Source organism: uncultured Dysosmobacter sp. (genome assembly GCF_947631165.1).
GTDB lineage: Bacteria > Bacillota > Clostridia > Oscillospirales > Oscillospiraceae > Oscillibacter.
Map to the genome: position 1 here is coordinate 17,338 of NZ_CANRKH010000020.1, position 25,846 is coordinate 43,183.

Here is a 25,846-nt window from a genome sequence, read left to right on the forward strand (position 1 = left end):
TCCTGACGGGGGCCGCGCCCCGGTTCCTCACGCTCCGGCGTCATTTTTCAAGTCCTCCGGGCGGGTGGTGAGCAGGTCGTAAATCTCGCCCTTGGGAAAACGGTCAACGAATGGGATCGTCACCGCGCCGTAGAACAGCAGGCCCTCGCCGGAATTGCTGTGGGTAATATAGGAAAGCTGGTGTTCGCTGATCCCCAGCTTTTGAGCAAGGATGGCCCGGTCGCTTTGGGCCTGGGACAGCAGGATCAGAAAATCCGTGTTGTCCAGAATGGCCTCAATCTCCCGGCTGGCAAGCAGGTCTTTCACATTCTGCGTCAGGGCCGAGGGGACGCAGCCCTTTTTGCGGAGCATTTTCCACACGGCCACAAAGTAGCTGGCGGTCAGCGCGTCCCGCAGGAGAATGTGAAACTCGTCAAAGTAGCACCATGTAGAGATACCCGCCTCAAAGTTCGTGTTGACCGTGGCCGACACAAACTCATTGGTAACGTGCATCGCGATCTTGCGGAGATTTTCACCCATGCCCTTCAGGACGATGCACACCACACGGGCGTTGAGGTTGACGTTGGTATGGAAATTGAACAGGTTAAGGGAGCCGGTGCAGTAGAGCTCCAGCGCCGTTGCCACCCGCAGGGCCTCCGGCTCCGGCTGTTTCAGAAGCTCCTCGTACAAATCTTGAAGCAGGGGCATCTTTCCGTCCCCGATCCCCAGCGTGAGCTCCCGGTAGACCTGCCGCACACAGCGGTCAATCACCGTTTTCTCAATGGGCTGCAAGCCGTCCTTACCGCCCACCACAAGCTCACACAGGGACAAGAGGAAGTCCGCCTTCATGGAAAGCGGGCTCTCGCCGCCGTCCAGGTCAAGCTGGATGTCCATAGGATTGATATGATGTGGGCTGTCCGGGGCGATCTCGATGACCTGCCCGCCCAGCCGCCGCACCAGCGGGGCATATTCCCCCATAGGGTCTACCACAATGATCCGATCCTGGGTCGCCAGAAATACGTTAATCAGTTCCCGCTTGGCGGCGAAGCTCTTGCCTGAGCCGGTGGAGCCGAGGTAAAGGCCGTTGGCCGATTTCAGCTTTTTCCTGTCCGCCATAATGATATTGTGGGAAAGAGCGTTGGCCCCGTAGTAGAGGGCTTGACCGCCCATGCGGAGCTCCCTCGTGATAAAGGGCACAAAGATCGCCGTGCTGCTGGTGGTCATGCCCCGCTGGATCTCCACCTCGTTGTACCCCAGTGCCAGCGAGGACACATACGCCTGTTCCTGCTGCCAGTCCAGCCGTTTCAGGGCGCAGTTGTATTTCTGCGCGATGCCGGACACGGTGAACACGTCGTTTTCCAACCGCTCCAGCGTGGGGGCCAGATCGATGACCGTGAACGTCAGCAGGAGCATCCGCTCGTTGCGGGATTGCAGGTCGGCCAGCAGGTCGGCGGCGTCCTTGGAGAATGTGATCAGGTCGGGCGGGAGGATGTCGGGGTCGTACCCGGCCCGCATCGCCTTTTTCTGCTCCTCCACCTTCATGCGGTCAATGTCAGATACCTTGCCCTTGATGGTCTTGATGGCCTTGGTCTGATCCACCGTCTGAATGTGCATGGTGACGGTGAGCTCCATATCCAATTCCAAAATCTCACGCAGCAGCCGGTCAGAGAGCTCCGACGCCATGATCTGCAAATAGGACGCCGCACCCCAATACCGGCCTACCCGGAACGTCCGGGGACGGGAGAAGTCGAAGCCCCCAAAGGGGGCCACCGCCTCCTTGGTGCCCTGGCCGGTCTTTACCACGTCGGCCCATGAGAAATGAAACGCCTCCCGCTGGGGGCCGGGGTGGGTCTGGCCGTGGAGCACCGCCAGACGCTCCCGCCCGTCCAGGGGCTGGGCCTGTACCCCCAGCCGCTTGAAGTTTCCCAGCACATCGGCCTCCACGCGCTCCAGCCGGGGCCGGGCCGTGGCGAGATCGTCCGCCGGAACGCCAAAGGTGATGTACTTAGCCCGGTCAATCCCGTTGTTGCTTTTGGCTACCTGGCCTTTCAGCATCCCGGTAAACTCCCCGCGGATGCTGTCAAACTCGTCATGGGCCGGGGGAATGTTGATCTCATACCGCCCGCTGGAGTGGGAACGGCGGTTGATAAAGGAAAGCTGGAACGGGATCGAAGCGTCAAAATAGTTGAGGAACGCGCTCCAGCCGTTGAAGATAGCGGACTGATCCTCGGTGGACGCCACGGAATAGTTGATGTCCTCATAGGCCAGCGTCTTGGTGAACAGGCCGCCGGGGAGCTGGCACACGCCGTCCTTCAGCATCCGCACATAGGGGATCGTCTGCTGGGCCGAGAGCGTACCCCGGCCCCGGCTGGATCGGTCAGCCCTTCCGGGGCGCTGCTTTACGCTTTTTGTTTTTTGCAATAGGCTCCTCCTTCCTCGCAAATGGGGCATAGATATTTTCCGTCCGATAGGGCCGCCTGCCGGGACGCAGGTACTTGGCCCGGACAATGTTTCGCACTACCTTCTCCAGTGGCAGGCCGTCCCGCTCATACATCGCCAGCAGAAAGGCTGGTAGCATGACGGCCAGCATGAGGAACAGCGCCGCCGTGTTGCCGAGGGCCCCTCTGGTGAACAGGTACAGAGGGATGCCCACCGCCGCCGCGCCGCCGAAACAAATCAACTGCCGCTTCGTCAGGTTGAACGCCAGCTTGGTCTTGATTTTGGAGAGGTCGTTGGGGACGTTTACATAGGCCACTTTTCAGCCTCCTTTTCAGGAATATGACTTTGGGACAAAATGTCCCGAAGTCCCATCGTGGGCTCCACCTCGTTTCCCCACACGTCCCAGCCGGGCGGGGTCTGCCGGGCAAAGAGCTCCACACGGGGCACGTCCCCTATGAGGGCCACGATCTTGTCACGGGCCTCGTCCGGCTTTTTGCTGTGGGCCTCGATGGGTGAAATGATGAATTGGTGGATGTTGGCGGCCTGCCGCCTGGGGTGGCCCCGTGTCGCCAGCAGGCACACCTCCGCGTTACCCCGCGTCCAGAAGCCCAGCCCATAAAACCAGCTATCCGCCTTCCGGTTCTTTTTCAGCCAGAGGAACGCCACGCTTTTGTAGGTAAAGCCCCAGGCCCGGATCAGCCGCAGGGCCTCCGGGAGTTGGGGGAACGTGGCCCACAAAAAAAGCACGCTGTCCGGGGCCGCAAGCTCGGCCACCGGGAGCGCGCACAATTCCTCAATGCTCATGGTGGGATAGTGTTTTTCCGCTGCCCCCTGCAAGCCCTTTTGGGAATACCGCCACGGGGGATCTGCGTAAATCACCGCGTATTTTCCGATAATGTCACTCTCCTTTGCATAAGAAAAAGCCGTCTGCATTTCTGCAAACGGCTTCATAGCGTTATTTTTGATGATTTGTTGACCTCAACAAATCATTCGTCCAGCATGAGATTTTTGCGATCCTCCTTCAGCTTTTTAATTGGTTTCGTCATCCTGAAGTTTGTCAAATAGGATGCGCAGATAGTCACGGCGGCCATACAGAACACGATCCACATAGATGTCACTGCCATATACCCGATAAAAGGTGAGGTAGCTCCCAGTCACAAGAAAGCGGTAATCGCTGTCCACATCGGCAATCGAGGACAGGGGAGCACCGATCTCTGCGAAATCCGCAAGCCGATCCACATCATCCATAATGCGGTTGACCGTGCGTTCCGCTGAGGAAGTGTTTTGAAGCTCAGAGGAAATATAATCCCATATCTCATCCAAATCCCGGCGAGACTCTTTCGTATAATGGATCTTATACTTCATTCGCTCTTGCGCGGAAATGCGCCCTCATGTCCTCCGGGGTCAGCCAGCCTTCGGTTTCGCCGGACTTCCGCCCCTTGGCAAGCTCATTCATCAGTCGGATGGTTGCCTGGGTTTTCTCATAGTCCTGTATATCCACAATAGCGTATCTGCCGCGCCCGTTCTTCGTTAAAAAGACAGGAGCGCCCACAGCCACATCATGCAGCACCTCGCTGTAATTGCGCAGATCGGAGATCGGTTTAATATTCGGCATCGTATTCAGCCCCTTTCTGCTTATAGTATATCCCAATCTGCTGTAAAATTCAACGGCTAATTTGCTGCAATAAATCACACACCTTTTCCGCCTTCGGCCACAGCCTCCCGCGCCTTTGCGATTCGCTCCCGCGCGGGGGCATAGATAGCCGGGGCGGTTTCAAAACAGATGAAGCGGCGGCCCGTGTTCAGCGCAGCCACCGCCGTTGTGCCGCTCCCCGCGCAGATGTCCGCCACCACCTGCCCCTCGTCGGTGTAGGTACGGATAAGATACTCGCACAGGGCCACCGGCTTTTGGGTAGGGTGAACGGTATGGGCCACCGTGGGAAACGTCAGCACGTTGCCGGGATAGCACCGCCCGTCCTTGGACTCCGCCGCTGTCCGTTCAAACTTCCCGTAGTTGGGGCTCTGGCCGCTTTTGGGGTATGTCCGCTTATAGGGCTCGCCCTGTTCAAACTGCGGATTGTACCTGGGCAGCTTTTGATAGAACACCAAAATATTCTCCGTCTTTTTCAGCGGCGCACGGTTTGCGTTGAGAAAGCCTGTTGCCCGCGCCTTGTGCCATATCCACTCATAGCGGAGCATGGGGAGGTTGGACGCGCCCAGCACCTTGTCATAGGGGCATTGGGCGAAGAACAGGGCCGCGCCGTCTGGCTTCACCGCCCAGCGCACCGCCTCCCATAGCTCCGGGAGCGGCAGGGGCACATCCCAATAATTCCGGGTGGTGCCGTAGGGCGGATCAGTCAGAAGCATATCCACCGAATGACGGGGCAGGGCCAGCAGGCCCTTGATCCCGTCCATAAGATACAGGTTGTTCACCTCCAGCTTCGGGACACTTTGTCCCAAAGCAGATTTTTCTGCAATCAATACATTCCTCCTTCCAAAAGTAAGCTCTTGGCCGCCCATATCAGTGGGCTCCAAAGATACTCTTTGCGATGCCGCCCGTCTTGAACAGCATGAATGTAAGTAAGACCGTATATCCCACGGTGCCCCAAATGGCCCCGATGGGGTCTCCGCTGGCGGCGATACCCTGAATGAGCACCGCGTAGATCGCCACGCAGACGAGGATCAAAAGCCCCTGGAAGCCCACGGCGAACAGGGACTTCAGATAGTTTTGGCCCGTGGAGCCAAGCTCCCGGTTGGAGAGGGTCGCCACGGGGATGGGGGCAAGACTGGTGAGCATATAGATCTCCAGCATACGGCCATAGGCGATCACAAATATAACGATGCCGAGTATCTTCATCGTCAGGCCCACCACAAGGGACTGCATGAACAGCCCCAGCAGGGGGCCGATGTCCATACCCTCCAATGTCGTTTCCAGCGTTGCCAGCATATCCGGGGTAATGTCGGTGGAGCCCTGGATCAGCCCCGCCGCGTTGTTGATCACGCTCTGCGACACATCGAACACCGCCATAACGATATTGAACGTATTGGAGAGGATCAGGATCGCCGCCCCGGTCTTAAACATCCACTTGAAGAAAATCCAGTAATCTATGTCCAGTACGTTTTGTCAAGTAGGTTTTTCAAATAAATGCAAAAACAGGCCACAGTGAATCGTCACTGTGGCCTGTTGGGTGGAGTTATTCAGTTATGCGGCTCTGACCAAGTACAACATCTGGTTTTTCAAGTCAACACGGTCAACATCAAAGCCAGCGTTATAGATCACATTGGAAATCGGGCGGTTATCGCCAGGATACCAGTAGGAGTAGAATTTGAACGCCGATTTGCACAGGGGCTTTCCAATCAGCTTCTCAACCTCTGTAAAAGCCAAGGATACGCTGTCTGCCGTCTGCTGGGAAAGGTACTCGCCCAGCGGGGCAAAGCTGGTATTGGCCGCTACATACCGCTCCTTGGGGGCCTCTGCGATAGGGGGCTGTTCAACGTCCGGCGCGGCGGGCAGTTCTACCAGCCCGATGAAGTTGAAATACACATCGACACGCTGCTTACGCTTATACCGGCCAATACTCTCGCGCTCATGGACAACAACCTTTTCCACAAACTCATTGAGCATGGGAGTAGTCAGTTCGTCAAAGCTGGTGTAGCGGTCAACCAGGGCCATAAACTTGTCCACCCTGCCGCTCTGCTCCTGCATCGTTTCCATCTCTGCGGCCAGCCGCTTTAACTCGCCCTCTAACTGCTCCTGCTCCGCTTCATACTGCTGGGACAATTTCAAGAACCGCTTGTCCGTCAGCTTGCCAGCAACGTGATCCTCATAGGTGCGCTGAATCAGCACGTCCAATTCATCATACCGCCGCTGGCTGTCCGTCAGGGCTTTCCGGCTCTCCTTCATCTGCTGTGCCTGACGGTCGGAGGTTGTATCCATCACCAGACGTTCAAAGGCTTCTCGGTTGGCCTTGGCGTACTCTGAAATGGAGCGCAGCGCCGACAGAATCAGGTCCCGTACAACCTCGGTTCGGATAAAGTGCATCGTGCAATCGCTGGTATGCTTACGGTAGCTGGAACAGGCATAGGAATCCTTGAAATGGCCCTTGCCGTTGTCCCCACGCTCGTTATACAGTCTCGCGCCGCAGTCGGCACAGTAAAGAAGTCCGGTCAGCGGATTGGCCTCGCCTAAACTGGTAGGGCGGCGTCCGGTCTTGCGTAGCTTCTGCGCCGTCTGAAAGGTTTCCTCGTCAATGATCGGCTCCTGGGTGTTCTCGAAGATCACCCAGCTATCTTTCGGCGTGAGATGCCGCCGCTTATCCCGGAAACTGGTCTTTTCCGTCTTGAAATTGACGGTATGGCCCATGTACTCCATGCGGTTGAGAATGTAGGAAACGGTAGTCCCCCACCAGCGGCAGGGGTCGGCAAAATCGCTGTTGCGCCGGTTCCCTGCGCCATGCTCCGCAAGGTAGGCGGACGGGCTGAGAATATGTTCCTTTTCCAGAATTGCGGCAATTTCATAGGGGCCTTTGCCGTTGATGGTCATACGGAAGATACGGCGGACGACCTCGGCGGCTTCATCATCAATCAGCCACTTTTCCGGGTTGTCAGGGTCCTTCTTGTAACCGTAGAGTGGATGGACGGCGGTGTGCTTTCCTGCCATACCCTGGGCGCGTTTGATGGCTCGAACCTTCTTGCTGGTGTCTCTGGCGAACCACTCGTTCATGATATTCAAAAAAGGGGTAAAATCCGTTTCCTGCTGGTTCTCGCTGTCAATGCCGTTGTTGACGGCGATGAAGCGGACACCCTTCTGAGGGAAGAAAATTTCTGTATAAAATCCTACCTTCAGATAGTCGCGGCCCAGCCGTGACATATCCTTGACGATGACGGTTCCAATCTTCCCCTCTTCGATTTCCGACAGCATTTGCTGGAACGCTGGGCGCTGGAAATTCGTTCCAGAAAATCCATCGTCAACGAAAAAACGGGGGTTACGGAAACCATGGTCAGCAGCATACTTGGAAAGCAGTTCCTTTTGGTGAATGATCGAGTTACTATCGCCTTGGAGTTCATCGTCGCGCGACAATCTTGTGTAGATCGCGGTGTCTTTTTCTGGCTGTCTTGTCATAGCACATTCCCTTTCAAGACAGCCAGCTCATTTGCGGCAACTCCAATATATCACAAATTCTGCGTGATGCCAACTGCTTTTTCAAACTTTTACTGGCTATCCGCAATTTGATTCTTGATAAGACGGCAGATTTTATCATTCATGCTCTCCTTGCTCTGCTCACTAAAGCAGATATGCACCTCATAGGTGGTCTGGCCGATGCGCTTCTCCAAGGTTCGGTGGGGGCGTTTGGTCTGCTGAGTGCTGGGTCGGGTCGTTTGCGTTTTTGCCATAGGCGGCTCCTTTCAATCCATTAAATTTTTCAGTCGTGCCAGCTTGTCCTGCGCCGTGATTTTCCGAAAGTTCTCGCCGGAGAACCGAATGGGGGCGCACATTTCAAGCAGACGGTCATAGATACGAGCATGGGCGGTGTCCAGAGGATGTTGCAAATCATGGAGCGGTATGTTGGTGGTGACGATCAGCGGCTTGCGGCTCCGATAGCGGCTGTCAATCACGTTGTAGACCTGCTCTAAACCGTACTCGGTGCCGCGCTCCATGCCAAAATCGTCGATGATAAGTAGCATGGCGCGGCAAAGCTGGGCTATGTAGTCGTTGCGGCCCTCAAAGCTGGCGGTCAAATCGTTCAGTATCAACGCAAAGTTTGTCATGCGGACGGCGATCTCCTGCTCCATCAGCGCGTTTGCGACACATCCCGCAAAGTAGCTTTTCCCGGTGCCGACACCACCCCACAGCAGATAACCGATGTTCTCCGCCAGCATGGTGTCCCAATGCTCGACATAGAAGTGGGCGTGTTTCATCTGCGGACACCTGCCGTTGTCGTTGGCAAATGTCCACTCCCGCATAGCGGGGTCGGTGAAGCCCCGGCGCTTCAACTCCGCCACGGCATGGCGGTGGCGCTGGGCCTCCTGCTCCGCCGCTTCGCGGTCAAGGCGTTCCTGCTCACACCGGCAGGGACAGGGGAGCAGCCGCCCCTCCATGGGCGGCGTTTCCATGCGAAACTGCTTGGGGGTACGGCACTTCCCGCAGTACAACAGGCCGTCCTCTCCCATGTAGTCGCCCTGCTCCACCTGGGGCGCGGACAATCGCTTGACAATATTCTCAAAATCGTTCATAGGCTCTCACCCTCCATGTAGGAATAATCTGGTATGCCGCCTTTGCGCCGATCCTCCGCTGCCCAGCGGCGAATGGTGGCGGCGTGGTTCTTGTAGGTTTTGCCTGTGGAGGCCATGTACTCGGACAGCCTTTCAACGTACTGCTGCCAGAGGTTGGGCAACTCCGCCTGCAGTTCGGACAGTTCCGTATCCGTCAGTAAAACATTTTGATAGCGTCCCCTCGCGCGCGTGCGCGCACTCACTCCTTTTAGGTGATTCTTATTAGGATTACTCGTAAGGTTATTAGTGGACAATTTTCTGTCCATCTCAAGGACAGTTTTTTGTCCATCAGAAGGACAATTTTCTTTCCCTCTGACAGACAATTTTTTATCCGTCAGACGGACAATATCTTGTCCATCAGGTATCTTCACATAGATACGGTTTGGGAGAGACTGGCCGCGCCGCTGGCGCTCGATCAGGCCCGCCGCCTCCAACTCGTTCAGAGCGTTTTTGACGGTCATGGGGCTGCGGTCGATAGCATTAGCGATCTCAACGATGGGGAAAACAATGTAAATCTGGTTACTATTGTCAGCCCAGCCGTTGGCCTGGGAGAGCTGCGCCCTGTCCAGCAGAACGGCATAGACCATTTTGGTAGCTTGCGCTAAATCCGCCCCCAGCAGAAACCGTGGAAAAGGTAAATAGGGCGGCAGCTTGGTATCATTCGTCATGTAATCAGCAATCGTGTTCACCTCCTACGCCGCCCTTGCGGGCTGTCTGAGGGCCGTTTAAGGTGCTGGATGTAAAAAGTATCACGGCCCCTTTGAGCCGCCTTCGGAAAGCCTTGATTTACAAGGACTTTTTTGCCCCTAAATGCGTAGAATCGTAGTAGCGTTTCCGCTGGCGCTCTGCTTCTTTCTTCCGACGAGCCGCAGCAGCACAGGCGGGGCAGTATTTCGCCCGATTGGATTTTGGTACATAGTAGCCGCCGCAAATGGCACAAGGCTTCATACGGTCACGGTGGAGCAGGGCGGCGCACAGGCCAGCGTCCAGCGGCAGGACGGCAGCGCGGAACCACTTGCAGATCAGCGAGTAGGTGATGCTCTGCGGACAGACACATTCCTCGCCATCGTCCAGCAGGAGACAGTTCCCGCAATCATAGTTGCAGCAGCTATGTACCAACCTCCGGGCCGTCCAGTACTGCTGGTAGGTCATGTGAGGGATCACGGCTTGTCCTCCACGGTGGGCAGCTTGACATAGACGTGATAGGGAGCGTTCCGGGCAATCAGCTTCTTTTCCACCAGTCCGGCATCTTCCAACTCCCGCAGGGATTGGGCCACGGTGGTGGGGGTGCGGTCGATGACCTCCGCGATAGTCTTGTTGAAGAACGCCAGATAGCGCCGCCCCTGCTCGTCAGTGTGAATGTCGGCCTCGGAGTTCAGCGCCATATCCAGCAGGATGACATAGACCTCCTTGGCGGTGAAGCGAACATCTGCCGCCAGCAGGGAGCGGGGGAAGGCCAGGGACAGCGGCATTGTTGTACTGCTGGTGATGTAATCAGTTTTCATTGTCGTTTTCTCCTTCGTGTCGGATTGCGTTTACTTCCTGGAAAAATTCTTTGATTGCGTTTGTGACGGCATAGGCGCTGTCGCTCAACTCGTCAAATTGGAAAGTTGTCAATCCAGCAAAAATGTCCATCTGATTGTAAAGGGATTCTATGCCGGAAGTATAGCGGCGGCAGATGGCCTTAAACTCGGTCAAGGCGGCTTCACCGTCCATCATCGTCTGCTTCTTCTGCGGTGGCGGTGCTGCCGCCAGCACAGCGGCGGCCTCTTCCTGCTGGTCAGGGGGAAGTCTGGAAATTTTCAGAGCATCACCCTTGGTAATCTTTTTGTCAGTATCACGAATGATTTTCTTGGCCTCCGGGGTCAGGTCACGCGCCGTCTGGACAAGCCGCGCAACGCTCCGCTTGCTCATGTTCAATTTCTCGGATGTATCCTCGTTAAAAGATTTCGTTTCTAAAGATGCCAAATTGACATCTTTAGCGGTCTGCCCGTTCCTCATGCCGTGGCGGGTTTCCGGATGGAGCGTTTCATAAATCTCTTTGCGGCGTAAAAGCTGTTCACCCAATTCGTACCGGGACAGTCTGGCGCGGACAATGTTCTCGTCAATCTCGGCCAGCTCTGCTTGTATCCCTTCGGCGTCGCTGACAGTACACTCGATTTTCGTCCAGCCCAGCAGCTTTGCCGCTTCTACACGGTGCAGGCCAGCAATCAAGGTGTTATCCTGGGTGACAGTGATAGGATTCATCAGACCCACGGCCTTGATGCTCTTGACCAGTTCTTCCACATTCTGCTGGTCGGTAGACCGCCGCCCGGAATTGATTTTGATGTTGCTGATTTTAATTTTCATGGCAGCAGCCCTCAATGCGAAAACAGGGTGATGATGCGATTCAGCTTTTCCCGGTCGGGGCCGTCCAAGCGCTCCCCCAGCCTACGGAGGAACGTAATCTCGTCCGAGTTCAGCGAACGGCGGTCCAGATGAAACCACTCCGCCACCCGGATACCGCCGTGACCACCCTGTACCGTTTCAACCGGATAGGAGCAGGAAATGATCGTAATATCCCGGCAGATCGTTTCCCTGCTGACATGAAATTCATGCGCCAGATTCCCGGCTGTGTCATGCCGCCGGAGACACAAAACTTCCAAGATTTTCTGGCGGCGTTCCCACGGGTTCATATCCATTTTCGTAACCTCCTGATGGTAAAAATTGATGTATTATCGCTCTTCTTCCTTCTGCTGGTGTTGCCCCTCACGGGCCAGACGGTCAGCAACCTTGCGCAGATTTTCCACCGCTTTGATTTCGTCACGCATGGCCCGCATTTTCTGATAATCCATATCTTTCTGAGCGGTCAGCTTTGCGGCTTCGCCCCTCCACGCTTTGGGCGTGATCGCCTCGCCGGATGCTTTCAAATCTTTCAGAAATTGAGCGGCAGTATCAAAGGCCGCTAACTCCGCTCTATGCTCCTGCTGGTACTTCTCCCGCTTGCTGGGTTTCACCTTGTCCAACTTCTGGCGGATGGGCTTGTACTTGTCGTACTGCGCTGCCATTTCCAGACGTTCATTCAGAACAGCGATACGGCGCTCTGCGCTCACGATTTTGCCCCGGAGGTCGTAGTAATCGCTGTTCATGGCAGAGACTTTTTCGTAAAGTTCCTGCATGGAATTGATGCCGTTGGTTTGCAAAAAGGCGAGCAGCTTCGCATTCTCTTGGAGGGCCTTGATTTTGCCGGAACGGGACCGGGCTTTGTTGGTGTTGACCTGTGCCTGGGCTTCGTAAAGCCGCGCCATGAGACTGCCGCCGTCCTGGAGCGGCTCAACCTCCGACTGCTCCTTTGACCAGTTGTAAATCCGGGTGATGCGGGCCTTGATCTCCTTCAGCAGTTTGTTATCTTCGGTGATCTGGCGGTTGATGTCGCCTTTCTCTGTGCGGATACCCTTCCGCTCCATCTGGCTGGCGGCGACGCCCATGTGGATGGTAGGGATTTTTTCAACACCCTGCCGCTTGTAACTGCGGTGGTCAATGCGCTCCGGTCTGCCAGCGGCCTCTAACGCACGATTGGCGTAAGCGGCCCATGCCGCCCGCCATTTCTCGGCGTTCCCCCGCTTGTTCCAGTCGGTGGTATCCTCCCGGTGATTTTTCCAGCCACCCCTGCCGTCCGGGATGCGGTTGCCCTGGCTGTCCAAGTCGTAAACCTTGTGGCACTTCGGCCCCCATTTTCCATCCGGCTTTAGCGGCCTGATTGTCAGCAGGATATGAGCGTGAGGATTGCCGTCACCCTTGTCATGGAGCGCAAAATCGGCGCACATCCCCTCCGCTACAAAGTTGTCTTTGATAAAGGAGCGGACAAGTGCCAACTGCTCCGCTCTGGACAGTTCCACGGGTAGGGCAACTTCGATTTCGCGGGCAAGCTGGGCGTCGCTGGATTTCTCGGAAAACTCGACGCTGTTCCAGAGCGTTGCCCGGTCTGAAAACTCCGGCGGGGCGTGGGCGGGCAGCATGATTTCCGCATGAACGACACCGGGCTTATGCGTGTAATCGTGGGTCTTTCCGTCCCATTCGTTTACCAGCTTCTCGCCGCTCCGGTAGGCGGCAGCGGCAACAGCCGAACGGCCCACACTCCGCTTTATGATTTGAATGGGACAGTGAAAGATTGCTATGTGATCGTCCTCCTTTCATCAGGGGGATATAGGCCAGCAGGAACGGAACAGACGCAGAGCGGATGTTTCGTTTTTACTGGCACGCAAGGGGTTTGGGGAAGGCACTTCCCCATCGCGTCCGCAGGACGCAACGGCCCCCGGCAGGGCGCACGACACCGGAACGGTGTATAAGTGCGCCATTCTCCGAATGGACTTATCCCTCGTCCCTCGTTTCCTGTACTTTTGGGGTTATCTCCGCCGCTCCCGGCAGACGGGAAAGGGCGATTAGGAATGCTTTGACAGCTTCGTTTTCCATGCTGACGGTGAAGGGGAAAACACCCTCCACAGCCAAGCCGCGCAGAATCAGGCGGTGGTTCCGGGCGGTACGCTCCGCGTCCCTCTGCTTGTTCAGTAAAATCTTTACTTGGTTTTCATACTGGGCCGCTTTCTTTTGAGCCTTGGCGCGTTCTTCCAACAGCACCGCTTTTTTGTCCATAGACATCCTCCTTATAAATGCGAGAGGGACGAGCAGCCGAAGCTGCTTGTCCCTCTCCGTGATGGAGCGCATTGCCCCTCACCTTATAGCCCACTTAGGGGATCAATCGTCAAGGTAGTTCTTGAAAAATTTCAAAAACTTTTTGCGGACAGCTTCGATGCTCAACTGTACGGCCTGTTTTGAACATCCGCACAGCATTGCGACTTCCGCATAGCTGAGATCGTACAGAGCATGGAGCAGAAACCGCTCCCGCTGCGTATCGGTGCAGACGGCCAGCACAGCCATGATCTCATCCAGCGTTTCCCACTGGCAGACCAGTTCCTCTGGGGTGGCGCAATAGGGCAGACGGCCCTCGGTGGCGATTATGTATTCGTCGCATTCCCGGCCATCCCAATAACGCTGCCGTTCCCGGTAAAGTTTCCGGTTGTCTCGCTTGCCCTGTTCCCAAAACTCTCCAACCTCGGTGGAGACTTCAACGGACACCATACGTCCGTCGATCTTGATGGTAATTTCCATCTCACATTGTCCTCTCGTTCAGATTTTTTGCTGAGGGTCTGAACGAGGGGGCGGTGAGCGGCACCGGGGAAAACGACTGGACTTATTATGCAGGATGAACCGCAGTTCACCATCAGAAGTATGGTCACCCTTTACCGGGCATAGAAACTCGAATATTCCATACTGATAGGCTTATTGCGGCTCAAATCGAAGCTCCTTCCATCAGTTTAGTGAATTGAGATACATATAGAAGTCGAATTGTGGTGAATTCAATCGAAAGGTCATGTATTGTAGAATGTCCTTGAGGTGAATTACAATGGATTTTGTCCGTATTTTGGGTGACACTGTAAAAAAGGCCCGCAAGCGGCTTGGCCTTACCCAACAAAAAGCTGCCGAAGTTTCCTCCATTGATTCGCGCACTATTCTGAACATTGAGAACTATCGCGGAAATCCCAAAATGGAAGTCCTCTTTCCGCTGGTTCGCGGGCTTCAGATAGATGCGCGAGAAATCTTCTATCCGGAATTGGAGCAGGAAAGCCCGTCTATCAGCCAGCTCCGCATCATGATTGGAGACTGTACCGAGCAGGAGGCCGCTGCCCTGATTCCGGTCGTTCAATCTTTCTTGTCGGCAGTCAGATCAAGGGATGCCGTTGAGATTCATTAGGCCCCCAAATAAAGCGAGAGCCTGCATCCTCACATCAGTAGGAAGCAGGCTCTGCGCTTTAAGCGCCCGGCTCGTCGCTCAATACCATTTTCAGTTGTGCTACGGTCACTCGAATTTCCTTTTTGCACTTGGGACAGTACAGCGGGAATTTCACCAGAACGGTATCGGCGTACACCTTGGTTCTCGTTTTACTGCCGCAGATTGGGCAGCAAATCCAGTGAGAAGTGTTTTCCTTGTTGTTCACCTCAATCACACTTTCTAATTCTAACTACAGTCATGGCTCTGCATCCGGCGTCTGGCTCTTTAAGACCATAGCTATCTCTTATGCGTACACGCTCGAAATGTTATTGTCCTTGGGTGGATGCGGAAATTCTGGCTTCTGCTATTCTCAACTCTTTGTGGAGACGGATTGCCATAAGTGCGGTAATGATTGCTGAAAGGACATCTGCAATCGGCTGCGCGTAAAGAACACCGCTCAGTCCCCAAATTGACGGGAGTATCAGGATAACCGGGACAAAGCAAATTCCCTGGCGGCAGGCACCGAGGATACACCCTTCAGCAGCTTTACCCATCACAAGAAACAGAAATGAATAGACCGTGTAGAAGCCAAACAGGATAAAGGAAATACCGTTTGCCCTTAGAGCAATAGCGCCGATGCGTACCATCTCTATATCATTTTTTGTGAACATGGATACAATCGGCGTGGAGAATATGGCGGCAATCAGGCCAAACAGCAGACAAAATCCCGTAGACCAAAGAACAGAAATTTTAATAGCCTCCCGCAGCCGGTCAAACTTTCTGGCACCATAGCTGAATCCGGCAATCGGTTGAAATCCTTTCAAAAAGCCAAAAACAATCAGGGTTCCCATGGACATAATCTTGGTAACCGGACCCATTGCGGCAAGCGCGGAGCCGCCATATTCTTTTGCGGCATTATTTATCATTCCAATCGAAAGACTGGTCAATACCTGGAAAAGCAGAGTGGGGATTCCTATTTTCAAAATCTCCGACATAATATCCTTGCTGAAGCAGCATTCCTTAATGCTGAAAGTAAAAACGCTCTTTCTCCGAAGGATATAGGAGAGATACACCAACGTGGAAACGATTTGCGAAATAGCTGTGGCGATGGCCGCGCCTGCTACTCCAAAATCAAGCGCATAGATGAAGATCGGGTCCAATACCACATTGAGAATCGCACCTGCCATCAGCGCACACATGGCGGTTTTTGCGGAACCCTCGCTGGATACAATGTTATTCATCGTAACATTGAATACGTTGAAAATCGAAAACACGATATAGATGCGGGTGTAGACCAAGGCATAGGGCATAACGCTGTCAATTGCGCCGATCCGTTTTAAGATTGGCTGTAGAAAAATGACAGAGCAGAGAATCGCAATGGCCCCAATCGTCACGCTGCTGTATATTGCCGTGCTTGCTACCTTATTCGCCGTATCTCTGTCACCACGTCCAAGCAATCTGGAAAGGTAGGCGGCAGCGCCATTTCCGAACAGCAGCCCCAGACCCACGACAATCTGTCCAAGGGGAAAAGCCACCGTGACAGCACCCATTTGGTCAGTTCCTAATCCGCCCACAAAGTAGGTGTCAGCCAAATTGTAGAGGGCGTTAATCAGCATACCGACCATCGTTGGGATGCCCAGGGACAGGAGAGCTTTGGGGACGGGCGCACTTCCCAGCAGCTCCATTTTTTTGTTTCCGTTCATAAGATACTCCTTTCTCTTGACAGCCTTTGTAATGTGTAGTAGTATATTTTATAGTAGCTGTCGCGAAGCACATACTACTATAATTTATAGTAGTTGTCAAGAGTGAAAGGGGATTTTTTATGGCGACAATAGACTTGATTGTCTTGGGAATGCTAAAGAAAGAATCGTTGAGCGCCTATGATATACAAAAGCTGGTAGAGTACCGCAATATTTCCAAGTGGGTAAAAATCAGCACACCTTCCATCTACAAAAAGGTCATTCAACTGGAAGATAAGGGCTTTCTCCAAAGCGTCACTGTGCGGGAAAATAATATGCCGGAAAAGGCTGTGTACTCGCTGACCGAAAGCGGCGAACAGGAATTTGAACGTCTGATGCAGGAACTCTCGGCCCAGCCCATCCGCATTTTCCTGGATTTCAATGCCGTGATCGTCAACCTGGATAGTCTTACTCCCGAAAAACAAGCCTCTTGCATTGCTGACATCGAAAAGCAGATAGGGGAATTGAGATCTTATTTGGAAGAAAATCTCCGGGAAAAGGAAAATGCGCCGGAAGTTCCCGAAACCGGTATGGCTGTTTTGCGGCAGCAGATTATTCTGGCAGAAGCAATAGATAATTGGATTGTATCGCTGAAAGAAAAGTTATTATAACTGCTTAGAAAATCAAAACAGCGGCCTGGAACATCATGGGGTGTTCACAGGCCGCTGCTCATTTTAGGCTAATTTTTCTAAAAGCCTTTGCCGCTGTTCGGTAATTCTTATCTGTTCATCTTCAGACACTTCACCATTTGCAACAATCGCTTTATACTCCAAATAGCCGGTAAAGTTGTCGAGAAGGACATCCCGCATAATCTCTGGTGTAGCGCACAATTCCTCGCCTACCCAAGTGTTTGCCCTGGAATCCCATTCCAGTACAGTATAGCCGTGAGAGGTCATGACGATCTCATACCGGGTATCTTCGACAAGATAGTCCTTGAAAACTTCCAAAACCTTTTCAAAGGTCAACATCGCTCCACCCCTTATACATAGATCAGGTCGGCCAGAATGATTTCTTCGGCGCGGGCGATGCAGTTATTCATCAGTCCCACCCACGCCATCTGGTCATGGGCTTTCAGCTCCTCGGTCACGCCAGCGGCCTTCATCATCTGCGGCAGGAGAATATCCATGCGCCGCTCTGCTGCCCGTTCAATGCCCTTCAAATGTTCGACCGCCGTACCATTGTTCACCAGCACCGTCCACAGCCTGGGCTTATGCTCCTGAAGATAGCTGCGGCGGAGGTCGCCGTACTTGCCATAGAATACATCCTGTTCCGGTTCCTCGTCAAGTATCAGATCGGGTATATAGTAGTCGCCAACTTTCTTATAGGTCAATTCTGCCATTTTAGCCCATCCTTTCGCCAGTCATTTCATTTTGCCGCAAATGAGCTGACTGTATGTTGTATTTGACGTACTTGAAATACATCGCTTACAGCATACATCGTCGTGCAGGTTGTTGCGGTCAATGAGCATCTGGATCAGTTCATAGGTCGCAACAAAGGTCAGGATCAGCCCGGCTATGGGCAGTATTACCGTTTCGGAAAGCTGCCGGATCAGGGAGAACACCCCGGCGTTCCACGCCGCCGGGGTAGTTCCCACCTGTACCGCGATCTCCCCGACTTGGGTATTGACGGTATCGAAAAGCCCCTCAAGGTTTCCCATGATCCCGTCAATGAGCAGCCCTTTCAGCCAGTCTGTGATCCAGTCGGTGAGAAAATCCATAGGCGCTGGCCCTTAAAACAGGCTGGACAGCAGCGGGATCAGGGTGGTGCCGATCACGATGATACCGCCCCCGGCCATGAGCTGCTTCATGCCCTGGCTTTTGGAGCCGGGGTTGTCCGAGCCGTAGCCCTCCAGCAAGTTCACGACGCCCCACACGCCCAAACCGGCGCCCAGGGCCACAACGAGGGTCTGCAAAGTGGTGATGGCAGAAGCGAAAAACTGCATATTACCTCCATTTCTCCGGGAATATTCCCGGCCATGAAAAAAGCCGCCCACATGGGCGGCAGCTTATCACTTCGGGACACTTTGTCCCAAAGTCACGCAAAGGCTTCTGGGTCGTCGATGTCGTCATAGCTCAGGATGTCCTCGTCCTCGGCTGTGAGCGGATCAACCGGCCCGTCCACCTCGTACACGGCGTACTCCTCCTGGGGGTCTAACCGATCCATGCGGCGTTGAATGAGCCTGGAAAGGTCAAATGCGTTGCGCTTTTTATCCGCCTCCGCCGTGTACTTGTAATTGGGATGCTGCTTGATGTCGTACTTCGGGGAATAGAACGGGGGCAGGCCCCGCAACTGCAAAATGCACCGATCCCCCGGCATGGTGGCAAGCTCGGCGGGGGTCATAAGCTCCCGGCCCAGCCGCTGGGTGTTCAGGTTATAGCTCTCGGACTGGCCCTTGGAGCGGCCCTCGGTCTGCATGGAGATCGTGGCCTTTCCCAGCCAGTTTTCGGATATTTCCTTGATTGTGCTGGACTCCCGGCCTCCCAAAAATACCACGCTGTCCATGTTGCCGAGTATCGTCTCGGCGTTTTTGTCATAGATGGCCTTGCATTGAGCCATCTGCTGGTAGAACAGGCACAGGCTAACCTCTCTTGATCGGATCACGGCAACCAGCTTCTCAAGGTTCGGCACCTGGCCCGTGTTGGCCGCCTCGTCCCAAAGTACCCGCACATGATGGGGCAGGCGGCCTCCGTGTACGTTGTCCGCCCGCTCACAAAGCAGATTGAACATCTGCGAAAAGGCCAGCGCCACAAGAAAGTTATAGGTCGGCGTGGTGTCCGAAATCAGGAAGAACAGCGCCGTTTTCCTGTCCCCAACACGGTCAAGCCCCAATTCGTCATAGCTCATAATTTCCCGAAGCTGGGGGATGTCAAAGGGGGCCAGACGAGCGCCGCAGGAAATCAGGATGCTTTTCGCCGTCTTGCCAGAGACAAATTGTCAAGGACTTTTTTATCAAATTCACAAAAAATCCACAAAAAAGGTGCCAGAAGCACCGTATGGCTCCTGACACCTCGTTTGATAGATTACATTTTTCCGTTCAGCAGGTCTTTGCAGAGATACGCATAGTCTGGCAGCTGGTTGATATATGGCTCCCAGCGCCGCTTGATTTCGGCCAATTCCAGCGGGTCGGCTGCTTCCAGTGCATGATCGTTGCCCGTCATATACAAAACATCCATAGCAACATCATCCAAACACCTGCCGCAGAGATCGGCGGCAGATTCTATCCTGATACCGGTATCCACATAGACTGGATTTACGCCAATCGCCAGCCAAACATAGCCTACCTTGTCCGACCAGAGCAGTTCAAAATCAGGGCTTTGCCGCAGATGTTCCGCAAAGACTTCCTTTACTCGCTCAATTTCATGTTTCTCTTTTTCTGTGTAAAGCATTTTCGTGTCCTCCTTGACAAAAATTTTGGTGCGTACCATCATCAGTTTAGCACAAGGCGGCTTCGTTTATCAGTCTGTCACATCTGCTGAATTTCATTTTTGAGCATACGCTTGATTTTATCGCTCATGGTTTCTGTGCTGGTATTGCTGAAATGGACATGAACCTTGTAGGTTGTCTTGCCGATTTTCTTTACCATCGCTGGCGTGTTTTCCGGCGCTCTGGACGCAGTAACGGCGTCTGCCACCTGCATAGTACGGGATTCTCTGTTCATGGCGCTCCTTTCTCCGAACGGGTCTGTGCCGCCCGGTAAAAAATCAGTCTTGCTTACTGTTTACAATGTCTTTTGCTGTCTGTCGGGTAGCACCGGCATTTTCTTCCCGGAAATTCTTCCCGTCAAAGAGAATCGGCGCACACCGTTCCAAAATACGGTCATAGATACGGGCGTGGGCCAGATCAGGCGGGTTTTTCAGCTCGGACAGTTTCAAGTTTGTTGTGATAATCATGGGCCTACGGCTGCGGTAGCGGCTGTCGATGACGAAAAACATCTGCTCCATAGCATATTCGGTACTGCGCTCTACACCCAGATCGTCAATGATAAGCAGGTCGTACTCGTCAAAGCTGGCGATAAAGTCGGCCTTGTCCTCGGAAAACATCCCGGTCAGGCGGTTCAGAATGGTGGGGAAGTTCGTCATCAGCACAGGCACATCCCGGTCAAGCAGGGCGTTGGCAATACAACCGGCGAAAAAAGACTTGCCGGTTCCCACATCCCCGAATAACAGCAGGCCGGTGTTGTTTTTATATGCCTCCTTCCAGTTCTCCACATAGGCGCGGGCCTTGTCCATCAATGGGTTTTTGCCGTTGTCGTTGGCAAAGGTGTAGTCATAGAGATAGCGGTCTTGCAAGCCCTGTGCCTTTCGGCGTTTGATACGCTCCATGCGGCGCTGCCGTTCTTCAGCAGTCTTGCGCTGTTCCTCGGCCTCCCGCTGGCACTGGCAGATACAGCGGGGCATGAAGTAGCCTGGTTTTCCAAAGCATGGCACAACAGTCTGCCTCTGGCCGCCGCATTTCTTACAGTGAATGAGGCCGTCTGCCGGGTCTATGTACTCGTCCCCGGCCAGTTCCACACCGGCGGCTGCCTTGTCGATCAGCGCCCGGATTTCTGCGGTAATCTCCATCATACGGTTTCATCCTCCCTTACGCTGTAATCACGGTTGCGGGTGGGCGGGGCCGCCTTTTTCGCGTCCTCACCGGCCCAGCGCCGGATGGTGGCGGTATGGCTCTGATACCGCTTGCCAGTAGAAGCCATGTACTCGGACAGCTTTTCGATGTACTGGCCCCATACGGTGGGAAAGCTGGCCTGCAAGTCTGCCAGTTCCTCGTCCGTCAGGAAAACATTCTGGTAACGGCCATAGGCGCGGACGGGGTGTCCCTTCTCTATCTCTCTCTTTATCTCTATCTCTTTCTCTAACTCTATCTCTATCTCTGGTGGACGAATGTCGGACAAATGTCCGCCGTTTGTCCGGGGCGTGGAAAGAGCCTTGTTTTGGAGCCTCGCCGCCCGCTTTCGCTCGGCCTCGGTGGAGGACTGGCCGATCAGCAGTTCGATATTGCTCATGTAGAAGGTGCCGCTGTCCAGCACTTCCACAAGGCCCAGCTTCAGGAAGATTTGCAAGGCCCTCTCCACAGTGCCGATCTGCTGGCGGGTTATGGTGGCGATCATCTGCGCCGTGTAGGGGATATTCTCGTCAAGCTGGAGCCTCCCGCCGTGTTTCAGCGATTTCAGATACAGCTTGAGTAGAATGTTGGAGTACAGCACACCGTCCTGCATACTTTCCAGCAGCACGATGGAGTCATCGTCAAAATAGTTTTCTTTGAGTTTCAGGTAGTAATATTTTCGATTGTCTGACATGGGTTCCTCCTTGGGGTTCGTTTTGGGCTTCTGTACGCATTTAGAGGGCCGTTTTGGGGGCCAGAGGATAAATCTATCAGGCCCCCGCCGACACCCTCGAAAAAAGCCTTGATTTACAAGGGGTTTTTGCCCTCTAATTGTCCACGCTGTACCCTTCTCCGGCGCTCGCACTCGGCCTTTTGCCGCCGGTGGACTTTCGGCGCACATTCCGGGCAGTATTTGGCCCGGTTGGAGCCGGGGGTGAACAGCGCCCCGCAGACGGCGCAACGCTTGGCGTCCAGGCGGTGGAACAGGGCCGTTTCCAGTTCCCTATCCAGCGGTAGCACCGCCGCCCGGAACCACCGGCATAACAGGGAGTAGGAAATGGACTGGACACAGACACATTTCTCCCCATAATCCAGCGCGATACAGTTGCCGCCATCATAGTTGCAGCACTCATGTACCAGCCGCCGCGCCCTGCGGTACTGGCGGTAGTCCATGACGGGGACGGGTTCAGGCTTGCTTTTCTTCATGCTGGCATTTCCCGCATCCGCCGCAGTTGCCGCAGCCTTGGCAGGCATGGGTCTCCGGCTCTGGGCCGGTGGGCGCGTCTTCCGGTTCCGGCTGCAAGAAGGCAAGGGGGCATGTTGATATTCAGATGGACGGTCACAAGATAGTGAGCGGTAGTCATAGGCGGTTCCTCCTTAATTTTTTGTGAATTTCAAGGCTATTGAGTTGATTTTGCGTTGCAAATGACATATACTATAAGTGCAATAAACTTGAAAGGGGCTGATACAATGGCTAACACGACAAATTTCAGCGTCCGTATGGACAGCGACATCAAAAAGCAGTGTGAAACGCTTTACAACGAATTAGGCGTGAACCTTACCACAGCGATCAATGTCTTTCTGCGTCAGTCGCTCCGCGCCGGTGGCTTTCCCTTTGAAGTCAGGCTGGAACAGCCCAACAAGGAAACCATTGCCGCCATGTTGGAGGCAGAGCGGATTGCGCGTGATCCCAGCGTGAAGCACTACTCCGATGTGGAAGAAGCCCTCCGGGAGCTGAAAAAATGAAGCGCGACATTGTTTGGACGACAAAGTTCAAAAAGGACTACAAGCTGGCGATGAAGCGTCACATGGACATCGGCCTGCTGGATGACATCATCCGGGCCTTGTCACGGGGCGAAAAACTGCCAGAGAAAAACAAAGACCATGAGCTGACCGGCGATTGGGTGGGGCATCGGGAATGCCACATTCAGCCAGACTGGCTGCTCATCTACCGCATAGAGGACGATGTGCTGGTGCTGACGCTGGCCCGCACCGGGACGCACAGCGACCTGTTCGATAAATGAGAGTGCTGCCGCCGTATAGGGAAACCTGTACGGCGGTTTTTCTGTGTGCAAAGGGGGTCACGAAACATGACACCCCCGTGAGGGGTCGGCAAAGCGCCGTACCCTTTACCGATCCGGCTCCCGGTCGTGAGGCTTGTCCCGTTCCTGTCGGGACAGCTGCTCGGCGGTTTTGCGGAGCCGTTCCACTGCTTTCAAATCCTTCCGCATGGATTTCATGGCAAGCGTGTCCGCCTGCTTTCCGGCGGCCAGCTGGTCGATTTCCCGCTGCCATGCCTTCGGGGTGATTGCCTCACCGCTGTCTTTCAGTTCTTTCAGATACCGGTCTGCTGCGTCATAGAGGATCAGTTCCCGGCTGTGGCGCTGTTCAAACAGTTCCCGCTTCTCCGGCTTCACCTTGGCAAACTGCTTATGGACAGTCTTGTACTTGTTGTACTGCGCCCACATCTCCCTGCGCTCGGTAAGGGTGGCGATCCGGCGCTCGGCCTTGACGATCTTTCCCCGCAGGTCATAGTAACAGCTGTTCATATCAGCGATTTTTTCATGAAGCTGCTGCATAGACTGGATGCCGTTTGCCTGCAAAAAGCTGAATAGTGCAGCGCTTTCCTGCAAAGCCCGGATTTTGCCGGTGCGGGTGCGGGGAGCGTTCAACTGCTGCTGGGCCTCCCACAAAGCAGTCAAGCTGCTTTGCTGTGTTTGTGGTTTTTCCGCTTCATCTTTCGACCAGCGATAAAGACGGGTAATGCGGGCTTTAATTTCTTTCAGCAGTTTGTTGTCGGCGGCGATCTGTCGGTTTACTTCCCCCTTGTCGGTGCGGATACCGCGCTTTTCCATTTGGCTGGCAGCTGGCCCCAGATGGACAGAGGGGATTTTATCAATGCCCTGCCGCTTGTAGCTGCGGTGGTCAATGCGCTCCGGCCTTCCGGCTGCTTCCAATGCCCGGTTGGTGTAGTCCGCCCACGCCGCCCGCCAGACTTCAGCCTTTCCTTTATCGTTCCAGTCGGTCGTATCCTCTCTGTGATTTTTCCAACCGCCTTTCCCATCCGGGATACGCTGTCCATTCTCGTCCAGATCGTATGCCTTGCGGCACTTTGCGCCCCACTGTCCATTTTCTTTCAAAGGCCGGAGCGTCAGCATGATATGGACATGAGGGTTGCCGGTTCCCTTGTCATGGATAGCAAAGTCAGCACACATTCCTTTGTCTACAAAGTTGTCCTTCACATAGGCGCGCACAAGGGCAAGCTGCTGTTCACCGGACAGTTCACGGGGCAGAGCTGCCTCGATCTCGCGGGCAAGCTGGCTGTCCCTTGCTTTCTCGATTTGCTCCACGCTGTTCCAGAGGATAGAGCGGTCTGCAAATTCCGGCGGGGCGTGGGCGGGCAGCATGATCTCCGCATGGACAACGCCGCCCTTCCGGGTGTAATCGTGGGTCAGGCCGTCCCATTCATTCGTCAGCTTGGTTCCGCTGCGGTAGGCGGCTGCGGCAACAGCGGAACGACCTTCGCTGCGCTTGATGATACTGACGGGAATATGACAAAAATCTATGGGTGGCACCTCCTTTCGGTGAGGGGTATTCAGGCTCCGTGGAGCCGGACAGACGCGAAGCGGGTGTCTGGCTGCGCGGGGCGCACAAGGGGTTTGGGGAGTGTAGCGCCCCATCGCGCTCGGAGAGCGCAACAGCCCCCGGCAGGGCGCACGACACCGGCAACGGTGTATAAGTGCGCCCTTGTAAACAAGGGACTTATGGCGTGTCCCCGGATTTTGGCAGTTTTGCGGCCAGTTCCGCCGCCCCCGGAAGATGGGACAGGGCAATCAGGAACGCCTTGACCTCCACGCCGGAAAGGTCGGCGGCCAGAGGGAAAATGCCCTCCAAAATGGCCCCACGCTCAATCAGGCGGCGGGTGCGGGCCTTGCGTTCCTCGTTGCGCAGTTTGTTCTCCAAAATCTTCTGGCGGTTCTCAAGCTGCCGGATCTCCTTCAGGACTTCTTCGCGCTCGTCTTTTTTCGGTTTCGCTTGGGTGGTGTGGTCTTTGTGCATATCGCTTTCTCCTTTGGCGGCTCCATCCAGCCGCGCTTGATATAATATTTCTGCAACTTGATGATGGCGTTGCGTACCGTGACAATGGCCGCCGATGTGGTAAATCCCTCGGCCTCGGCAATTTCCTTGAAGGGCTTTCCCTCCCAAAACCGGGCATGAAGGCAGCTCGCCTGCCGGGGCGTCAGGGTGGCAAGGGCCTCCCGGAGCCGTTCCATCATCAGGGCGCGGGCGGCCTCCTGTTCCCGTTCCGTTTCCTTCTCCATCAGAATATCCTCCGGGGAAACGGCCTGCTCCGGAAAATGGTTTTCCATGCCGGGGGATGCGTCCAGAGAGTAACAGTGATAGTGCTGCTTGGCGTCATTGGCGTCCTCTGCGCGGCTTTCCTCCACAATGGCGTCTGCCACCTCGTCCGGTACTTCCACAAAGGTGTCCTTCTTGCAAATCGGGTAGTAGTATTTTTTCAGGTTGATGGTTTTCATAGGTCGCTTGTCCATTTCCGGCGCTCAAAGTACCGGCGCAGCCGCCGGAGCGCCGCATGGATGGACTTCCCCGCCTGGGATGGGGTAATACCTTCCATCGCGGCAATGTCCTTCACTTTCATCCCCAGCATATACCGGGCATGGACGCGCCGGGCCTGCGTTGGGGGCAGAGAGGAAATGGCCTCATAGAGCCGCCGGAGCAGTTCGGCGTGTTCGGCCTGTTCCTCCTTCTGCACGATGTAGTCCTCTGGTGATGGCTGTGCCCAGCCAATGGCGGTGTTCTCAATCCCATCATTGCAGTCAAGGGAGTAAAACGCCTTGTAGCGATACATCTTGCGCTCCCTGGCGGCCTCGGCCCGCTTGTCCATCAGGAACGCTTCAACGATTTCATCCGACACCTCCACAAAGGTATCCTCGGTGCAGAACGGATAATACTGTTTCAGGTTGATGGTCTGCATAGGCCCGCC

35 protein-coding genes and 3 pseudogenes are annotated in these 25,846 nt (G+C 54.7%); 4 read left to right on the plus strand and 34 right to left on the minus strand.

What is annotated here, in order from left to right; translation table 11 throughout:
- Positions 1-27 precede the first annotated feature (27 nt).
- From Q0Z69_RS10570 to Q0Z69_RS10655, 18 genes and pseudogenes are all read right to left on the minus strand, one after another.
- Positions 28-2,400, minus strand: a complete 2,373-nt coding sequence (locus tag Q0Z69_RS10570) for a VirB4-like conjugal transfer ATPase, CD1110 family (protein WP_298033119.1) — start codon at positions 2,398-2,400, stop codon at positions 28-30.
- Positions 2,357-2,734, minus strand: coding sequence for a PrgI family protein (locus Q0Z69_RS10575; protein ID WP_298033122.1), 378 nt, complete (start codon positions 2,732-2,734; stop codon positions 2,357-2,359). The genes Q0Z69_RS10570 and Q0Z69_RS10575 overlap by 44 nt, the downstream gene beginning before the upstream one ends.
- Positions 2,722-3,351, minus strand: a complete 630-nt coding sequence (locus tag Q0Z69_RS10580) for an MT-A70 family methyltransferase (protein WP_367272300.1) — start codon at positions 3,349-3,351, stop codon at positions 2,722-2,724. Before Q0Z69_RS10580 ends, Q0Z69_RS10575 begins: the two co-directional genes overlap by 13 nt.
- A 96-nt stretch (positions 3,352-3,447) precedes the next feature.
- Positions 3,448-3,783: a type II toxin-antitoxin system RelE/ParE family toxin gene (locus tag Q0Z69_RS10585; RefSeq protein WP_298033128.1), complete on the minus strand. Its 336-nt coding sequence runs from the start codon at positions 3,781-3,783 to the stop codon at positions 3,448-3,450.
- Positions 3,773-4,033 (minus strand): type II toxin-antitoxin system prevent-host-death family antitoxin, encoded by a 261-nt coding sequence (locus tag Q0Z69_RS10590; protein ID WP_298033130.1) that lies wholly within the window; start codon positions 4,031-4,033, stop codon positions 3,773-3,775. Before Q0Z69_RS10590 ends, Q0Z69_RS10585 begins: the two co-directional genes overlap by 11 nt.
- A 74-nt stretch (positions 4,034-4,107) precedes the next feature.
- On the minus strand, positions 4,108-4,833 hold the full coding sequence (locus Q0Z69_RS10595) for a site-specific DNA-methyltransferase (protein ID WP_367272301.1): 726 nt from the start codon (positions 4,831-4,833) through the stop codon (positions 4,108-4,110).
- 106 nt (positions 4,834-4,939) lie between these two features.
- Positions 4,940-5,539 (minus strand): annotated as a pseudogene (locus Q0Z69_RS10600) (VirB6/TrbL-like conjugal transfer protein, CD1112 family); the annotation flags it as partial.
- An 81-nt stretch (positions 5,540-5,620) separates the two neighbouring features.
- Positions 5,621-7,540: a recombinase family protein gene (locus tag Q0Z69_RS10605; protein ID WP_298033133.1), complete on the minus strand. Its 1,920-nt coding sequence runs from the start codon at positions 7,538-7,540 to the stop codon at positions 5,621-5,623.
- An 89-nt stretch (positions 7,541-7,629) separates the two neighbouring features.
- Positions 7,630-7,812, minus strand: coding sequence for a transposon-encoded TnpW family protein (locus Q0Z69_RS10610; RefSeq protein ID WP_298033136.1), 183 nt, complete (start codon positions 7,810-7,812; stop codon positions 7,630-7,632).
- 12 nt (positions 7,813-7,824) lie between these two features.
- Positions 7,825-8,652 carry an ATP-binding protein gene (locus Q0Z69_RS10615; protein WP_298033137.1) on the minus strand — a complete coding sequence of 276 codons (828 nt, stop codon included), beginning with the start codon at positions 8,650-8,652 and terminating at the stop codon, positions 7,825-7,827.
- Entirely contained in the window at positions 8,649-9,380 is a 732-nt protein-coding gene (locus Q0Z69_RS10620; RefSeq protein WP_367272296.1) for a replication initiator protein A, read from the minus strand. Before Q0Z69_RS10620 ends, Q0Z69_RS10615 begins: the two co-directional genes overlap by 4 nt.
- 97 nt (positions 9,381-9,477) lie before the next feature.
- A complete protein-coding gene (locus Q0Z69_RS10625; protein ID WP_298033237.1) occupies positions 9,478-9,843 on the minus strand; it encodes a cysteine-rich VLP domain-containing protein in 366 nt (121 codons plus the stop codon).
- Between the two features lie 8 nt (positions 9,844-9,851).
- Positions 9,852-10,196, minus strand: a complete 345-nt coding sequence (locus Q0Z69_RS10630; RefSeq protein ID WP_298033140.1) for a hypothetical protein — start codon at positions 10,194-10,196, stop codon at positions 9,852-9,854.
- Positions 10,186-11,040 (minus strand): ParB N-terminal domain-containing protein, encoded by an 855-nt coding sequence (locus Q0Z69_RS10635; protein ID WP_298033142.1) that lies wholly within the window; start codon positions 11,038-11,040, stop codon positions 10,186-10,188. Before Q0Z69_RS10635 ends, Q0Z69_RS10630 begins: the two co-directional genes overlap by 11 nt.
- A gap of 11 nt (positions 11,041-11,051) precedes the next feature.
- A complete protein-coding gene (locus Q0Z69_RS10640; protein WP_298033145.1) occupies positions 11,052-11,372 on the minus strand; it encodes an HTH domain-containing protein in 321 nt (106 codons plus the stop codon).
- Positions 11,373-11,405: 33 nt separating this feature from the next.
- Positions 11,406-12,806, minus strand: coding sequence for a MobQ family relaxase (gene mobQ, locus Q0Z69_RS10645; protein WP_298033147.1), 1,401 nt, complete (start codon positions 12,804-12,806; stop codon positions 11,406-11,408).
- Positions 12,807-13,041: 235 nt separating this feature from the next.
- On the minus strand, positions 13,042-13,323 hold the full coding sequence (locus Q0Z69_RS10650; RefSeq protein WP_298033149.1) for a DUF3847 domain-containing protein: 282 nt from the start codon (positions 13,321-13,323) through the stop codon (positions 13,042-13,044).
- 102 nt (positions 13,324-13,425) lie between these two features.
- Positions 13,426-13,839: an RNA polymerase sigma factor gene (locus Q0Z69_RS10655; RefSeq protein WP_298033152.1), complete on the minus strand. Its 414-nt coding sequence runs from the start codon at positions 13,837-13,839 to the stop codon at positions 13,426-13,428.
- Positions 13,840-14,134: 295 nt separating this feature from the next.
- Between Q0Z69_RS10655 and Q0Z69_RS10660 the strand changes: the two genes are divergently transcribed.
- A complete protein-coding gene (locus Q0Z69_RS10660) occupies positions 14,135-14,482 on the plus strand; it encodes a helix-turn-helix transcriptional regulator (RefSeq protein WP_298033154.1) in 348 nt (115 codons plus the stop codon).
- Between the two features lie 58 nt (positions 14,483-14,540).
- On the opposite strand, the gene Q0Z69_RS10665 is transcribed toward Q0Z69_RS10660, so the two are convergent.
- Both Q0Z69_RS10665 and Q0Z69_RS10670 read right to left on the minus strand, forming a co-directional pair.
- Entirely contained in the window at positions 14,541-14,726 is a 186-nt protein-coding gene (locus Q0Z69_RS10665; protein WP_298033155.1) for a cysteine-rich KTR domain-containing protein, read from the minus strand.
- Between the two features lie 100 nt (positions 14,727-14,826).
- Complete coding sequence (locus tag Q0Z69_RS10670) at positions 14,827-16,203, minus strand: MATE family efflux transporter (RefSeq protein ID WP_298033158.1); 1,377 nt, start codon at positions 16,201-16,203, stop codon at positions 14,827-14,829.
- Between the two features lie 119 nt (positions 16,204-16,322).
- On the opposite strand from Q0Z69_RS10670, the gene Q0Z69_RS10675 reads away from it, so the two are divergent.
- On the plus strand, positions 16,323-16,850 hold the full coding sequence (locus Q0Z69_RS10675) for a PadR family transcriptional regulator (RefSeq protein WP_298033161.1): 528 nt from the start codon (positions 16,323-16,325) through the stop codon (positions 16,848-16,850).
- A 63-nt stretch (positions 16,851-16,913) separates the two neighbouring features.
- On the opposite strand, the gene Q0Z69_RS10680 is transcribed toward Q0Z69_RS10675, so the two are convergent.
- The 10 genes and pseudogenes from Q0Z69_RS10680 to Q0Z69_RS10725 all read right to left on the minus strand — a co-directional run bounded on the left by Q0Z69_RS10680 (position 16,914) and on the right by Q0Z69_RS10725 (position 22,047).
- Positions 16,914-17,207, minus strand: a complete 294-nt coding sequence (locus Q0Z69_RS10680; RefSeq protein ID WP_298033164.1) for a hypothetical protein — start codon at positions 17,205-17,207, stop codon at positions 16,914-16,916.
- An 11-nt stretch (positions 17,208-17,218) separates the two neighbouring features.
- A complete protein-coding gene (locus Q0Z69_RS10685; protein WP_298033167.1) occupies positions 17,219-17,578 on the minus strand; it encodes a TnpV protein in 360 nt (119 codons plus the stop codon).
- Between the two features lie 99 nt (positions 17,579-17,677).
- Positions 17,678-17,956 (minus strand): annotated as a pseudogene (locus Q0Z69_RS10690) (VirB6/TrbL-like conjugal transfer protein, CD1112 family); the annotation flags it as partial.
- 12 nt (positions 17,957-17,968) lie between these two features.
- The gene (locus Q0Z69_RS10695) at positions 17,969-18,181 is read right to left on the minus strand and encodes a Maff2 family mobile element protein (RefSeq protein ID WP_298033169.1); all 213 of its coding nucleotides are present in this window, start codon (positions 18,179-18,181) and stop codon (positions 17,969-17,971) included.
- Positions 18,182-18,273: 92 nt separating this feature from the next.
- A pseudogene (locus Q0Z69_RS10700) lies at positions 18,274-19,164 on the minus strand (VirD4-like conjugal transfer protein, CD1115 family); the annotation flags it as partial.
- Between the two features lie 95 nt (positions 19,165-19,259).
- Positions 19,260-19,625: a hypothetical protein gene (locus Q0Z69_RS10705; protein WP_173821703.1), complete on the minus strand. Its 366-nt coding sequence runs from the start codon at positions 19,623-19,625 to the stop codon at positions 19,260-19,262.
- A gap of 77 nt (positions 19,626-19,702) precedes the next feature.
- On the minus strand, positions 19,703-19,897 hold the full coding sequence (locus Q0Z69_RS10710; protein WP_298033172.1) for a transposon-encoded TnpW family protein: 195 nt from the start codon (positions 19,895-19,897) through the stop codon (positions 19,703-19,705).
- A gap of 43 nt (positions 19,898-19,940) precedes the next feature.
- Entirely contained in the window at positions 19,941-20,804 is an 864-nt protein-coding gene (locus tag Q0Z69_RS10715; protein WP_298033174.1) for an ATP-binding protein, read from the minus strand.
- On the minus strand, positions 20,801-21,535 hold the full coding sequence (locus Q0Z69_RS10720; RefSeq protein WP_298033176.1) for a phage replisome organizer N-terminal domain-containing protein: 735 nt from the start codon (positions 21,533-21,535) through the stop codon (positions 20,801-20,803). Before Q0Z69_RS10720 ends, Q0Z69_RS10715 begins: the two co-directional genes overlap by 4 nt.
- 113 nt (positions 21,536-21,648) lie before the next feature.
- Positions 21,649-22,047 (minus strand): cysteine-rich VLP domain-containing protein, encoded by a 399-nt coding sequence (locus Q0Z69_RS10725; protein ID WP_191232835.1) that lies wholly within the window; start codon positions 22,045-22,047, stop codon positions 21,649-21,651.
- A gap of 264 nt (positions 22,048-22,311) precedes the next feature.
- Here Q0Z69_RS10725 and Q0Z69_RS10730 point away from each other — a divergent pair, with 264 nt between their 5' ends.
- A complete protein-coding gene (locus tag Q0Z69_RS10730) occupies positions 22,312-22,587 on the plus strand; it encodes a type II toxin-antitoxin system RelB/DinJ family antitoxin (protein ID WP_191232836.1) in 276 nt (91 codons plus the stop codon).
- Entirely contained in the window at positions 22,584-22,865 is a 282-nt protein-coding gene (locus Q0Z69_RS10735) for a type II toxin-antitoxin system YafQ family toxin (RefSeq protein WP_050616854.1), read from the plus strand. The genes Q0Z69_RS10730 and Q0Z69_RS10735 overlap by 4 nt, the downstream gene beginning before the upstream one ends.
- A gap of 105 nt (positions 22,866-22,970) precedes the next feature.
- On the opposite strand, the gene mobQ (Q0Z69_RS10740) is transcribed toward Q0Z69_RS10735, so the two are convergent.
- The 4 genes from mobQ (Q0Z69_RS10740) to Q0Z69_RS10755 form a co-directional block, all read right to left on the minus strand.
- Positions 22,971-24,416 (minus strand): MobQ family relaxase, encoded by a 1,446-nt coding sequence (mobQ, locus tag Q0Z69_RS10740; RefSeq protein ID WP_298033190.1) that lies wholly within the window; start codon positions 24,414-24,416, stop codon positions 22,971-22,973.
- Between the two features lie 187 nt (positions 24,417-24,603).
- On the minus strand, positions 24,604-24,900 hold the full coding sequence (locus tag Q0Z69_RS10745; RefSeq protein ID WP_298033192.1) for a DUF3847 domain-containing protein: 297 nt from the start codon (positions 24,898-24,900) through the stop codon (positions 24,604-24,606).
- On the minus strand, positions 24,840-25,379 hold the full coding sequence (locus Q0Z69_RS10750) for an RNA polymerase sigma factor (RefSeq protein WP_298033195.1): 540 nt from the start codon (positions 25,377-25,379) through the stop codon (positions 24,840-24,842). Before Q0Z69_RS10750 ends, Q0Z69_RS10745 begins: the two co-directional genes overlap by 61 nt.
- On the minus strand, positions 25,376-25,837 hold the full coding sequence (locus tag Q0Z69_RS10755) for an RNA polymerase sigma factor (RefSeq protein ID WP_298033197.1): 462 nt from the start codon (positions 25,835-25,837) through the stop codon (positions 25,376-25,378). The genes Q0Z69_RS10750 and Q0Z69_RS10755 overlap by 4 nt, the downstream gene beginning before the upstream one ends.
- Positions 25,838-25,846: the final 9 nt, after the last annotated feature.